This is a genomic window from Acinetobacter parvus DSM 16617 = CIP 108168, assembly GCF_000368025.1.
GTDB classification, from domain to species: Bacteria; Pseudomonadota; Gammaproteobacteria; order Pseudomonadales; family Moraxellaceae; genus Acinetobacter; species Acinetobacter parvus.
Genome location: NZ_KB849212.1, coordinates 617,040 through 631,411, shown reverse-complemented (window position 1 = coordinate 631,411; position 14,372 = coordinate 617,040). Strand labels below are relative to the sequence as shown.

Here is a 14,372-nt window from a genome sequence, read left to right as displayed (position 1 = left end):
TGTGCTACTGAGTCTGGAAGCATTTAAACAGCAAAAATTTGATCAGATGGCCGCCAAAATTATGGATGACCCTGATAGCTATCTGGCTTTTGACTCCGTTTCGGATTTTTATAAAGCCACATGGCTGGATGAATTTCCACAGGGCACCACATGGTCAGCGACAGGACTGGATGATGGTGCTGAACACTTCTATGCCATCATTGAATACGGCAACCATTACCTATACATCAGCCATATTGAGCACGTAACGGTAAAACTATGTATGCGGTATCATTACAATAAAAATAACTAATCCGTGCAGTCACCCATTTTTTTCAAGAAAATTCTTTGTTCTACAAGAGACAGTGCTATAATTTTGTACAATCCCGAAATCCTAAATACAATGAAACGGAAGTTTAAAGATGGCACATCAATTTACAGTTAACGAAACAATTCACGGTGTTTCAATTGAAGATTTTTCAAGACTGGTTGCCGACACCTCATTGCATGAAGCAGTGTGTAAACGTATTCCAGGTGAGAATCTGGAAATTATTGAATCCAACATCAATGGCGACATTTATACCCTACGCCGTGAATATAACCTTGATGTAAATATTCCAGAAGTTGCGAAAAAATTATTAAAAAATGCGTTCCGTTTAAAACGTTCAGACATCACCAATTTGAAAAACCTGACTTCAACGGTTGAGCTGGGCGCAAACCTGCCACTGGAAGCGAAAGCTGAGCGTAAGGTAACAGGTAACGGTAACCAAGTAGACATTACTCTGACCTGGACGGTAAAGGTGAAAGTACCTTTGATCGGTGGAATGCTTGAAAAGCATGCAGAGGGCGAAATTCGCAAGTTTAGCCAACTTGAGATTGAAATTGTTGAAGATGAATTAAAGAAAAACCTTTAATTTAGATGCGATAAAAGAACTCTCCGTCAGGGGAGTTTTTTGTTTTTAGAAGCGTAGAAAATAGGGCAGAAGCGCAAGAATGACACCAACCACACTGAGTAAAGCGGTACTTTGACAAGATTCTTAAATGAAAATTATGGCAACCCGATTCAATATCCAATACGCTATTATTTACGATTTGATCAAAACAATTATAAGGTTATGCGATGAGCGTGATTTTACCTGTGGCACAGCGTGGTGAAGAAATTTTAAAGCTGAAAGCGGCATTGGTGTCAGATGTGGAATTTAATAGTAAATGGTTGATGGCACTTGCGTCCGCCATGCATGCGACCATGCTTGAGCGCAATGGTGTGGGGATTGCGGCACCACAGGTTTATATTTCCAAGCGTGTGATTATTGTGGCGTCCCGACCTAATCCACGTTATCCCGATGCACCTGAAATGGATGCTGTTGTGATGGTCAATCCTGAGATTTTAGAGTTTTCTCAAGCGACCTGTTTTGGTGAAGAGGGGTGTTTGAGTGTGCCGAATGAACGTGGACAGGTTGAACGTGCTCAAATGGTTAAATTACGTTATTACACTTTACAGGGTGACGTGGTTGAAACCAGCTACGAGGGTTTTCCTGCACGAATTGTGCAGCATGAAGTTGATCATTTGGATGGGGTGTTGTTTGTGGAAAGAATGCATTGATTATTGATCATACGTTTGTCAATACATTTAACAATCCGATTTTATATTTGGCTATAATAGGACAATGATTTTTTTAGCTTGCAGTGAATGAGTACAAATTTAGAATTTGATTTTTCTGAAAAATTTAAGTTTATAGACTTATTTGCAGGGATTGGTGGTTTTCATCTTGCTTTATCTCAATTGGGTATGCAGTGTGTTTTTGCATCAGAATTTGATGAACATGCCAGAAAAACCTATTTAAAAAACCATAAAATTGATGAAAAAGATTTTAATCGAGATATTCGTTCAGTCTCCTATGAATTGATTCCTGAACATGACATCTTATGTGGCGGATTCCCTTGTCAGGCCTTTTCTCATGCAGGAAAAAGAGAGGGGCTAATTGATGGGGCCAAGTCGGAAAGAGGCAATTTATTTTATTGTATTTTGGAAATTTTATCGAAAAAAAGGCCCAGAGCATTTATTTTGGAAAATGTACGTGGACTGGTGAATCATGATGAAGGCCGTACTTTTCAAATTATCAGGCATGAGCTGGAGTCGTTAAACTATTCAGTTCACTATAAAATCTTAAAGGCTAGTGAATACGGCCGTCCACAACATCGCCCACGTATCTTTATTGTTGGGTTTAATAAAGATTTGGTTGAGACTCAGCAGGCGTTTCAATTTCCAGCACCAGTCCCACTTAAATTAAATATGTCGGATGTATGGGAAGCAGAATGTAGTCGCGAAATTGGTTTCACCTTAAGGGTCGGTGGTAAAAGTTCACCGATTAATGATCGCCGTAACTGGGACGGTTATCTGGTCAACCATGAAGTGCGCCGTTTAACCCCTAAACAGGGAAAACGGATGATGGGTTTCCCTGATGATTTTGAGTTTCCTGTGAATCAAACCCAGGCCATGAAACAACTGGGGAATAGTGTCTGTGTGGATGTGGTCTATCATGTAGCAAAAGCAGTGCAGAATTATTTACAACAACATACCATACAGCGTACAGAGGAAAAGGATTTAATGAAATTCAATAAAGGTGAATGGAGTGAATTATATGCTTTCCTGAAGCTTATGCATGATAAAAAGTTATCATTTGGTAATGCTCGGCTAGAAGAAAAACAACCCAATGAATTTATTAAAATTTATGCTCTACAACATATTGGTTCCAGTAAATTTTATGTCATTGGTGACGATCACTTAAAAATTATTGAGGGAAATCAAACGTTTGATTTAGGCTCTATTCAGCATATTTTAAATGATGAAGTGCTTGCCCAGATTAAGAACACTATTCTAAATCCTGAAACAAAAACTTTTAATATTGAACAACAGAGTTTATTGGAATTATTAAAGATTAGCTCTTTTAAAGGCAACTCATATACTAAAGCTGATTTAAATATTTCTTTTGAATTTCAAAATCAAAGTTATCGATATGACCCATTGGGAATAAAATCATTTTTAGGCAGTGCGCCAACACTACTCAATGCAGGATCGACAACCAATTTTATTTATGAGGTGAAGAATTTTAGAGGTACATTACAGGATGTTAATCAAATTGAAACTTCATCAAAAATAAAGGATCGTTTAACTAAAATTGAAGAATTAGGAGGGCAACTCGAATTTTATAAATGTGAAAATGACGTATTTAATGATAATTTACGAAAAGCAGACTCGCTAATGCCAGAATATTTGGCAGAAACAGTACTTAAATATTATAAAGGTCAAGGGCGTTATTTAAGAGATTTAGTCGATGATGAAATCAAAACGATTCGGGTTAAGGATTTTCTAAAAGCAATTTTATTAGGCATGTTCTCTGGTACGCCGTGGGATGGTGCTTATACCTGTAATGGTTTGGTTGTGGTCAGAAAAGATGGTGATCTTTTACTTTATCATGTAATAAAAGATGCAGATTTAAAAGAATATTTATTTTTAAATACCAAACTGGATACAGCTTCCAGTACACGTCATCGTTTCGGTACGATTTACCAGGAAACCAATGGTAAATATTATTTTAAACTGAATTTACAAATCCGTAACACCTGATGATTTAAAATCCCCTCTATTCTTTTAATAAAGGGGATCGTTTTTGGTGTGTGCTTAATTAGGCAATTGAATCATCTAAATTCGGCGCTAACCACCGTTTCGCTTCATCTAAAGTCCAATTTTTCCGTTTGGCATAATCTTCAAGCTGATCTTGTGAGATTTTTCCTACGTTAAAGTAGTCACTGTCAGGATGAGAATAATAGAAACCACTCACAGAAGATGGTGGCATCATGGCAAAGTGTTCAGTCAGCTTGGTGCCAATTTTTTCCTCAGAACCTAACCAGTCAAACAACACGGCTTTTTCCGAATGTTCAGGGCAGGCAGGGTAACCAGGTGCTGGACGAATCCCCACATATTTCTCTTTGATCAGTGCTTCATTATCTAACACTTCATCGGCTTTATAACCCCAAAATTCTTTACGAATCCGCTCATGCAAATGCTCTGCAAAAGCTTCGGCAAAACGATCCGCCAAAGACTGTACTAAAATTGCAGAATAATCATCGCCTTTGGCTTTATATTCATTTGCCAATTCTTCTGCACCAAAAATGGATACAGTAAAACCGCCCAAATAATCTTCTGGTTGAGCAGATGGCTTAATATAATCCGCTAAAGACAAGTTTGGTTTACCTGTGACTTTATCGGATTGTTGGCGTAAATGTTCAAAGGTATGTGTGACATTCTGACCATATTCATCAAATACACTCACGGTATCTGCATCGGTACGTTGTGCAGGATATAAACCAAACACGGCACGGGCATCAAAACGCTGATTATCAATAATGTCTTTTAACATGATCTGTGCCTGATTATATAAATCAGTTGCTGCTTCACCAACAATTTCATCTTCTAAGATTTTCGGGAATTTGCCTGCCAAACTCCAAGAGATAAAGAATGGAGTCCAGTCAAAATACGGTACTAAGGTTTCAAGCGGATAATTTTTAAGAACCTGTGTACCTAACGTATTTGGTTTTGGTGGTACATAGTTGTCATCAATTTTAAAGCCATTTTCAATGGATTCTGCATAGCTTAGTTTGGCTGCTTTCGGTTGCTTATTGGCTAAACGTTCACGAATCTTGGCATATTCCGCACGATGTTCAGCAATAAAGTTACCACGCATTTCTTTAGACAGTAGGGTAGTCGCCACACCCACTGCACGAGAGGCATCTGCTACATAAATCACCGCATCATTTGAATATTGCGGATCAATCTTCACTGCGGTATGGGCTTTCGATGTGGTTGCACCACCAATCAGTAAAGGAATGGTAAAACCTTTACGCTGCATTTCTTTGGCAACAAACACCATTTCATCCAGCGATGGTGTAATCAAACCAGATAAACCAATGATGTCACATTTCTCATCAATCGCGGTTTGCAGGATTTTTTCAGCAGGAACCATAACACCTAAATCGACAATATCATAGCCATTACAGCCCAACACCACGCCCACGATATTTTTACCAATATCGTGTACATCGCCTTTTACGGTTGCCATCAACACTTTACCTTTAGACTGGCTACCTGTTTTTTCCGCTTCAATGTACGGATTCAACCATGCTACAGCTTGCTTCATAACACGTGCAGATTTAACCACTTGAGGTAGGAACATTTTACCTGAGCCGAACAGGTCACCGACCACGTTCATGCCATCCATTAATGCACCCTCGATCACATCAAGAGGGCGTTTGGCTTTTAAACGGGCTTCTTCGGTATCTTCATCAATATAAGTGGTAATCCCTTTAACCAGTGCATATTCAAGACGTTTCTCAACTGATTGATTGCGCCATTCAAGGTTCTCAGCTTCACGTTGTGCGCCACTATGACCACGGAATTTTTCTGCAACTTCAAGCAATTTCTCTGTGGCTTCCTGTCCACTTTCACCCTGATTTTGGTTTAGAACTACATCTTCAACTGCATCTTTTAGTTCTTTAGGAATATCGTCATAAATCGCCATTTGACCAGCGTTCACGATCCCCATCGTCATGCCTTGTTTAATGGCATGGTAAAGGAATACTGAGTGAATTGCTTCACGCACAGGTTCATTGCCACGGAAAGAGAATGATACGTTGGACACACCGCCTGAAATCATGGCATGTGGCAAGTTTTGTTTAATCCAGCCTGTCGCTTCAATAAAGTCAACGCCGTAGTTATTATGTTCTTCAATTCCTGTTGCGACAGCAAACACGTTTGGATCGAAAATAATGTCTTCGGCAGGGAAGCCCACATCATTCACTAACACATCATAAGAACGTTTACAGATTTCACGTTTACGCGCAGCCGTATCTGCCTGACCTGTTTCATCAAAGGCCATCACAATAACCGCTGCACCATATTGTCGGCATAAACGGGCTTTTTCGACAAACTCATCATAACCCTCTTTAAGGGAAATTGAGTTCACCACAGGTTTACCCTGAACGCATTTCAAACCCGCTTCAATGATTTCCCATTTTGATGAGTCAATCATGATTGGCACACGTGAGATATCTGGTTCAGAAGCGACAAGGTTAAGGAAATGCACCATCGCATTTTGCGAATCGAGCATCCCTTCATCCATGTTGATATCGATGATCTGGGCACCAGCTTCAACTTGTTGCTGAGCGACTTCTAAAGCTTCGGCAAAGTTTTCTTCACGGATGAGACGCAGGAATTTTTTTGAACCTGTGACATTGGTACGTTCACCGACATTGACAAATAAAGAGTCATCATAAATGTTAAATGGCTCTAAACCGCTGAGGCGGCAAGCAGGTCTGGTTTCAGGAATTTGACGTGGTTTTATATCTTTAACAGCATTGTAAATGGCACGGATATGATCTGGTGTGGTACCACAACAACCACCTGTAATATTGATGAGACCACTTTCAGCAAATTCTTTTAAGAAAGCTGCGGTTTGCTCTGGCGTTTCATCATATTCACCAAAGGCATTCGGTAAACCCGCATTTGGATGGGCAGAGACAAAAGTATCGGCAACATCAGCAATAGTTTTCACATGCGGGCGCATCGCATCCGCACCCAAGGCACAGTTAAAGCCAATCGAAAGTAAATCGCCATGACGTACTGAGTTCCAGAATGCTTCTGCGGTTTGACCTGTTAATGTACGACCAGATGCATCGGTAATGGTCCCTGAAATCATTAACGGCAATTCATAACCGATTTGCTTAAATACTTCCTTAACCGCAAAAATCGCTGCTTTACAGTTCAGCGTATCAAATACTGTTTCAATCAGAAGAATATCGGCACCACCTTCGATGAGGGCATGCGTTGCTTCAATATAGTTTTCTTTCAGTTCATCAAAAGTAATGTTACGGAAAGCAGGGTCATTGACGTTTGGTGAAATGGAACAGGTACGGGAAGTAGGACCAAGTACACCTGCAACAAAACGTGGTTTATCTGGGGTTGAGTACTTTTCACAAGCAGCTTTAGCTAAACGTGCTGCTTCACGGTTGATCTCGGGAACGAGGTCTTCCATGTGATAGTCCGACATGGAAACACGTGTGCCGTTAAAGCTGTTGGTTTCAATAATGTCTGCGCCAGCATCCAGATAGGCTTCATGAATGCCCTGAATAATCTGTGGTTGTGTTAGCACCAATAAATCATTGTTGCCTTTAAGGTCTGATGCCCAATCTGCAAAACGTTCACCACGATAATCTTCTTCTTGTAATTTATGGCGTTGAATCATGGTTCCCATTGCGCCATCAATAATCAGGATACGCTGGGCAAGAAGTGATTTCAGGGTGGCAAGTGTGGACATAAGGAACCCCAGTACATAGCAAGTTTAAAAAGCAGTCGCATTGTAACAGAAGCTACGCCAAAGCGTGTATTTTCAATGCCCAGTCAGGGTGATTCATCAGACTAAATGGAGAATGTCATAAAAGCTTCATGAAATTGCAATAATTTCGGTGAATAATGCTTTAAAAGACAACATATATTTCGAAATATGATAAATAAGTTTCATATTTTGTTGTGTTTGTTGCAAAATCAGACAAACAGTTTTAGTTTAAAAGTATTTTTATTAACATGCTGTTTTTAATAATTAAATTTTTAAAAAAGAGTGAGATTGTCCTAATAAAATCCCAGAAAATGTGACAAAACTATGAAATTTTGGCTTCATGTGACAGTACTTTGTCATATAATTGTCATAATTTAATTAAACAATACAGGGGATTTAATTATCCTCTTGCCGTCTACATGAATTCTAATCTTCCTCCTGTTTCGGATTCACCGCTTGCCAGTTCACAGGCAAAATCGACGAATGTGCATGTCCCTACACCGAAATTCTTTATGCCGGTGTTTTTAACAATTATTATTGCAACACTTATTTATATTGGTTTTCAGGTGAGCGCTGACTTGGCGCACGTTCCAGCATTAAGTTTATATTCAGTTATTCTTCTATCAACGGCACTTTTTATTGCGCTGGGCTTTGAGTTTGTTAATGGTTTTCACGATACAGCAAATGCTGTAGCGACGGTGATCTACACCAATGCATTGCCTGCACCTGTGGCCGTCATGTGGGCGGGCTTCTGTAACTTCCTTGGCGTTATGGTGGCGAGTGGTGCGGTTGCATACGGTATTATTGCCTTGCTTCCTGTTGAACTCATTATGAATGTGGGAAGCGGGGCTGGTTTTGCCATGGTGTTCGCCATGTTGATTGCCGCAATCTTATGGAATTTGGGGACCTGGTTTCTGGGCATTCCAGCATCAAGTTCACATACCCTGATTGGTTCAATTTTAGGTGTAGGCATTATGAACTACATTCTAAATTCGAGTAACGGTGGTGCATCTGGCATAGATATGGATCAGGTGATTAAGGTCGGTAAGGCCTTACTGTTCTCTCCACTGATTGGTTTCGCCTTTGCGGCCATCGTCTTTTTATTGGTAAAAACAGTCTTTAAGCGTCAACTGGAATTATTCCAGCCGCCAGAAGGCAACAAGCCACCACCACCATTAATCCGTGCCATCCTGATCTTTACCTGTACAGGGGTAAGTTTTGCCCATGGTTCAAATGATGGTCAAAAAGGTATGGGGCTGATCATGTTGATTCTGATTGGTTTGGTGCCGTTGGCGTATTCTTTAAACAAGAATCTTGATGCAAAACACTTGCAGTCATTTGAACAGCTTTCAGTACAAACAGCGACAGTACTGAATGTCAATCAAAATGAATTATCTGATGAGAAAGCGCGTGCTGTACTCACTAAATATATTCAAACCAAAGAGCAAACACCTGAAGTTGTTCCAGCACTTGCCAGCATGACTGCACATTTGGGTGAGCGTGTTGCCAATTATGGTGACTTGAAAGCCATTCCAGAGGCAGCGGTCAGTGAAATCCGTAATGATATGTACCTAAGTACCACCACATTCAAACGTCTGGATAAGGCTCAGGCTTTACCTGGAATGAATCAGGATCAGGCAAAAGTTGTCAAAGAATACCGTAGTAACCTGGATTCATTCCTGCAATACATCCCGAACTGGGTGAAAGTTGCGGTGGCCTTGGCCTTGGGGCTGGGTACGATGGTAGGCTGGAAACGTATCGTGGTGACTGTAGGCGAGCGTATTGGTAAGAACCACATGACCTATGGGCAGGGGATGTCGGCTGAACTTGTTGCAATGAGTACCATTGCTGCTGCTGATGGCTTGGGTATGCCTGTATCCACAACACACGTTTTAAATAGTGCGGTTGCAGGTACCATGGTTGCCAACAAGTCTGGACTCAACTTTGCGACAGTGAAGACAATACTTTCTGCATGGATATTTACCTTGCCAGCAACGATTGCAATCTCAGGTGGATTATACTGGCTGTTCCTACAGTTTGTATCATGATTTGATTTGCTTTAAAGCTAAATCATTTTAAAAAGCTTTGCCGAGGCAAAGCTTTTTTTATGGGTCATAAGATAGTGATAAGTTGAATATTTAAAATAAACATGCGAAAAATTCTTTTAGAAAATTAGGCTTAGCTTGTTTATAGATGAAATTAAAACAGACGTACACAAGGGTAATTTTTTATGGCAATTTAGATACGATACGGACAAAAACCAAGAATATTAGGTTCTAACTCAAATAGATCTGTTCTAATTTGAATGCCTGAATGCCTGAATGCCTGAATGCCTGAATGCCTGAATGCCTGAATGCCTGAATGCCTGAATGCCTGAATGCCTGAATGCCTGAATGCCTGAATGCCTGAATGCCTGAATGCCTGAATGCCTGAATGCCTGAATGCCTGAATGCCTGAATGCCTGAATGCCTGAATGCCTGAATAAGCTAAGAAGATTTACTTGAACCTATTACAAAAATAGTTTCATTCCCCAAACGAGGAATATTTTTACTCTTGATTATCCGCTAAGATAACTAAGATATACAGTTTACTTAACGGTCTGTTTAAATCTATTTAAAAATATAGACAATCGAAATTAGAGTTTACACTCCGCCATTCTCCAAAAAAGAGTGGCTTTTTTTATTTCGATCTCTAAAAAATCGACAAAAAAAGAGCTGTCGAAACAGCTCTTTGCATGTATTACATGATTTTCGATTAAATTAAGCTTGTTGAATACCGGCAACAACCCAATCCTGTTGTGAACCAGCAGGTTTAACAAAATGCCAGATTTCAGTAAATGGTTGAGGCAGGCTGTTTAAATCTTCACTGACTGTACCTGTAAAACGCACGCTGACAACATATTGACCATTTTCAGTTGCAGTGTCTGCCACCATTGCATTCAGGTTACTAAATTCAGCAACATCCTGATCCTGATTGGCCATGATGTCCTGATACATTGAATTAAAAAGCTCAGGTGTTAAATAACGACGAATTTCTTCAACATTACTTGCACTATTGATAGATTGAATGTGGTTGAAACGCTGACGTGCAACACGCAGGAATGCAGCAGGTTCAGTACCATCAGGAAGCTGATTGCCATTACTCATTGAAGCACCACCAAATGGCGCTTGAGTTGCTGCACCACCAGCAACGGATTGACCAAAAATATTGGTATTGTCGCCTGTTTGGCGGGCATTGGCCTGAGGTGGCGTTTGGCGGCCAAAATTATTCTGACCACCATTGTTTGGTGCATAAGGATTATTCGCCGCTAATTTTTTTTTTGCGCCCAATTTACGGAACACAAAGAAAGCGATAGCAGCTGCAAGAAGAACCCAAAGCCAGCTAGGAATGCCACCTTTTTCTTCTTGTTGAGCTTGTTCAGCAGCTTGTTCAGCAGCTTGTTGTTCTGTTGCAGTTGGATTCTTATCATCAGCAAGCGCATTTGCAGCAACAGCACCTACAGCAGCACCTGCCACACCAGCAGCAACCATTGAACCTACACCAGGACCTGATCGTTGAGGTGCGGTTTGCTGAGGTGCTGGCGCTGCTTGACGTGGTTGTTGGTAAGACTGGTTATAAGACTGACTAGTTGAGCTAGAACGGCTCATCCCATGGCTTTTACCACCGCCTGCACGCTTTGCTTCCGCAAGTGGGGCAGCAACCAAGGTTGCCATTAAAAGAGCTGTCATCAAGCCACGCTGGTGTACTTGCATCGAAAATTCCTATCTAAATCCAATTTGTAAATGTATTTATGCAGGTATTTATGCGTAATTTCAACCAGAAAAGTATGTTTTTTTATGTCAAAGCCTGTTTTAGCCTAGCCTAATTCATCGCTCAGTTGCATGGCCTCAGTCAAGGCCTCATGTAAACGTGCCACAGCAATGATCTGAACACCGTCAACTGATTTTTGTGGTGCATTGGCCCTTGGTAAAATCACATATCTAAAACCATGCTTGGCGGCTTCCTTTAAACGTTCCTGTCCATTGGGAACAGGACGGATTTCGCCAGACAAACCCACTTCACCAAAAACGGCCAATTGTTGTGGCAAGGCCTTACCACGTAGGCTGGAGGCACAGGCTAGTAACACGGCAAGGTCTGAACCTGTTTCGGTAATTTTTAAACCACCGACCACATTAACATAGACATCCTGACCAGACGTTTGCACACCGCCATGACGATGCATTACGGCAAGTAGCATATTTAAACGGTTTTGCTCAAGACCCAGTGCCACACGTCTTGGCTGTCCATGTGCATCATCCACCAGTGCCTGTACTTCAACCAGCAGGGGACGAGTACCTTCGCGGCTAATCATCACAATTGAACCAGGAATGGCTTCATCATAACGACTGAGAAAGATGGCGGATGGATTGGCGACTTCACGCAGGCCTTTATCGGTCATGCCAAACACACCCAGCTCATTGACTGCACCAAAACGGTTCTTTACTGCCCGAATCATGCGGTAACGCGAGTCAGATTGTCCCTCAAAGTACAAGACACAATCGACCATATGTTCCAGAACACGTGGCCCCGCAAGTGAACCCTCTTTGGTGACATGGCCTACAATAAACAATGCTGTACCACTATTTTTGGCAAAACGGGTGAGTAGGGCGGCAGATTCACGAATTTGTGACACGCCACCAGGCGCCGACTGTAGGGTTTCGGTATAAAGTGTCTGAATTGAATCCAGAATTGCCACGACAGGCTTTTCCTGTGCCAAAACCTCACAAATACGTTCCACACAGGTTTCTGCCATTACCTTAAGCTGATCTGTGGGAAGATCAAGGCGTTGTGCGCGTAGTGCGACTTGAGAAAGGGATTCTTCGCCTGTGACATATAAGGCATTGCTTTTCTTGCTTGCCATGTGTGTTGCGGTCTGGAGCAGAATGGTCGATTTGCCAATACCAGGATCACCGCCAATCAGCACCACAGAACCTGTGACCAGCCCACCGCCGAGCACACGGTCAAATTCACTGATTCCTGTAGAGAGGCGGGTTTCACGTGAGACTGAAATTTGATTCAGTGTGGTGATGTTGGCGAGCTGACCTGCATACCCCCCCATTTTGGGGCGGGCACGATGGGAAATTGTTGATTCTAAACGTACCTCGGTCAAGCTGTTCCATTCACCACATTCTGAACATTGTCCTGCCCACTTGGGGTGATCAGCGCCACACTGTTCACAACGATAAACTGTTTTAACTTTGCTCATATTTAAGATACGTGATGGATCAATCAAAATTATTGAAAATGTAGCAATAGCGTATCCGAAATACAAATTTTATCTACAGACAGTCGCCAAAGTTGAGTTTGGCACGTAAACTGCTAGGCACAAGGAATGCCAGTTTAAATATAAAGGAGAGGAAAATTGAGTGAAAAAGCAACTAAAAAACCTGAAATTTTAAAAATCTGAAGAAAATCTGCAAAAACTTTTTCTATTGTTAAAGTTTTTAAGCTAATTTTGTGACATAAAAACTGAGAGTTGAATATAACAATGTCAAATGAGTTTCTTGAGCCATCCAGTGAAAATGGAGGGCTGCACCGTAGTTTGTCCAACCGACACTTACAGTTGATTGCAATTGGTGGAGCAATTGGAACAGGATTGTTTATGGGATCGGGCAAAACCATTAGTTTGGCTGGTCCATCCATTCTGTTCATTTATGGCCTAATTGGTGTGATGGTGTTTTTCGTCATGCGAGCATTGGGCGAACTGTTGTTATCCAACCTGAATTATAAATCTTTTATTGACTTATCCACTGATTTAATTGGTCCCTGGGCGGGTTATTTTGTGGGCTGGACCTATTGGTTGTGTTGGGTCACCATTGGTATCGCCGATCTGTCTGCCATTATCTACTATCTGGAATTTTTCAATGGGGGGGAATCCTTTACACCAATGGGTGGATTGCTGATCAGTACGGTTGCAATTCTATTTGTACTTGGACTGAATCTGGTCACTGTGAAGCTGTTTGGTGAAATGGAATTCTGGTTTGCAATGGTCAAGATCACCGCGATTATTGTGTTGATCGTCGTTGGTCTATGGATGATTTTTACTGGATTCACTAGCACATCAGGTACTGTTGCAAGTGTCTCAAATCTCTGGACGCATGGTGGCATGTTCCCGAAAGGTCTGGATGGTTTTCTGGCTGGATTCCAGATTGCCATCTTCGCCTTTGTTGGGGTGGAACTGGTTGGTACAACTGCTGCTGAAACACAGGACCCAAAGCGCAACTTACCTAAAGCAATTAACTCAATTCCAATCCGTATCATTATTTTCTATGTATTGGCATTGTTTGTGGTGATGTGTGTTACTCCGTGGGATCAAATTAACCCTAAAGTCAGCCCATTCGTGAATATCTTCTCACAGGCAGGTGTTGCCTCTGCTGCAATTATCATGAATCTGGTGGTGCTGTCCTCGGTCATGTCATCCATGAACAGTGGGGTATTCTCAACCAGCCGTATGCTGTTTGGTTTATCAACGGATCAACAGGCACCAAAATTATTTGGTAAATTGTCTAAATCTGCCGTTCCTTCAAAAGCATTGGTTTTCTCATCAATCTGTATCTTTATTGGTGCATTTGTACAGTTCATTTATAAAGTACAGACGGGAACCAATGATGAAGTGACAGCATTTACTCTAGCAACCACTTTATCAACCATCCTGTTTATCTGTGTGTGGATTATCATTATGTGGAGTTATATCAACTACCGCAAAAATAGACCTGAGCTGCATGCACAATCAACTTTTAAACTCCCAGGTGGCGTGTTTACCTGTTGGGTGGTGATTTTATTCTTCCTTGCAACCATCTATTTCCTTGCGCTGGATGAAACCACGCTGGAATCGTTAAAGGTCAGCCCAATCTGGTTCGTTATTTTGGCAATTGGTTATATCTTTTATAAAAAGAAAAACTAGCAAATAGCAGAATCTTTTTCTAAAAACGTCAGCGAAACGCTGGCGTTTTTTATGGTTTT

9 protein-coding genes are annotated in these 14,372 nt (G+C 41.3%); 6 read left to right on the top strand and 3 right to left on the bottom strand.

The window, feature by feature from the left end; genetic code table 11:
• Window position 1 precedes the first annotated feature (1 nt).
• The 4 genes from F988_RS09550 (at window position 2) to F988_RS09535 (ending at window position 3,607) form a co-directional block, all read left to right on the top strand.
• The gene (locus F988_RS09550; protein WP_026040014.1) at window positions 2-292 is read left to right on the top strand and encodes a hypothetical protein; all 291 of its coding nucleotides are present in this window, start codon (window positions 2-4) and stop codon (window positions 290-292) included.
• A gap of 109 nt (window positions 293-401) precedes the next feature.
• Window positions 402-893 (top strand): DUF2505 family protein, encoded by a 492-nt coding sequence (locus tag F988_RS09545; protein WP_004682721.1) that lies wholly within the window; start codon window positions 402-404, stop codon window positions 891-893.
• A 206-nt stretch (window positions 894-1,099) separates the two neighbouring features.
• The gene (def, locus tag F988_RS09540; protein WP_004682720.1) at window positions 1,100-1,582 is read left to right on the top strand and encodes a peptide deformylase; all 483 of its coding nucleotides are present in this window, start codon (window positions 1,100-1,102) and stop codon (window positions 1,580-1,582) included.
• Window positions 1,583-1,669: 87 nt separating this feature from the next.
• A complete protein-coding gene (locus tag F988_RS09535; RefSeq protein ID WP_004682719.1) occupies window positions 1,670-3,607 on the top strand; it encodes a DNA cytosine methyltransferase in 1,938 nt (645 codons plus the stop codon).
• Between the two features lie 58 nt (window positions 3,608-3,665).
• On the opposite strand, the gene metH is transcribed toward F988_RS09535, so the two are convergent.
• The gene (gene metH, locus F988_RS09530) at window positions 3,666-7,352 is read right to left on the bottom strand and encodes a methionine synthase (protein ID WP_004682718.1); all 3,687 of its coding nucleotides are present in this window, start codon (window positions 7,350-7,352) and stop codon (window positions 3,666-3,668) included.
• A 437-nt stretch (window positions 7,353-7,789) separates the two neighbouring features.
• Between metH and F988_RS09525 the strand changes: the two genes are divergently transcribed.
• On the top strand, window positions 7,790-9,418 hold the full coding sequence (locus F988_RS09525; protein ID WP_004682717.1) for an inorganic phosphate transporter: 1,629 nt from the start codon (window positions 7,790-7,792) through the stop codon (window positions 9,416-9,418).
• Window positions 9,419-10,129: 711 nt separating this feature from the next.
• Here the strand turns inward: F988_RS09525 and F988_RS09520 are convergent.
• On the bottom strand, window positions 10,130-11,122 hold the full coding sequence (locus F988_RS09520) for a Tim44 domain-containing protein (RefSeq protein ID WP_004682716.1): 993 nt from the start codon (window positions 11,120-11,122) through the stop codon (window positions 10,130-10,132).
• A 104-nt stretch (window positions 11,123-11,226) separates the two neighbouring features.
• Window positions 11,227-12,615: a DNA repair protein RadA gene (gene radA, locus F988_RS09515; RefSeq protein WP_004682715.1), complete on the bottom strand. Its 1,389-nt coding sequence runs from the start codon at window positions 12,613-12,615 to the stop codon at window positions 11,227-11,229.
• A gap of 282 nt (window positions 12,616-12,897) precedes the next feature.
• On the opposite strand from radA, the gene F988_RS09510 reads away from it, so the two are divergent.
• Window positions 12,898-14,313 carry an amino acid permease gene (locus tag F988_RS09510; protein WP_004682714.1) on the top strand — a complete coding sequence of 472 codons (1,416 nt, stop codon included), beginning with the start codon at window positions 12,898-12,900 and terminating at the stop codon, window positions 14,311-14,313.
• Window positions 14,314-14,372 lie beyond the last annotated feature (59 nt).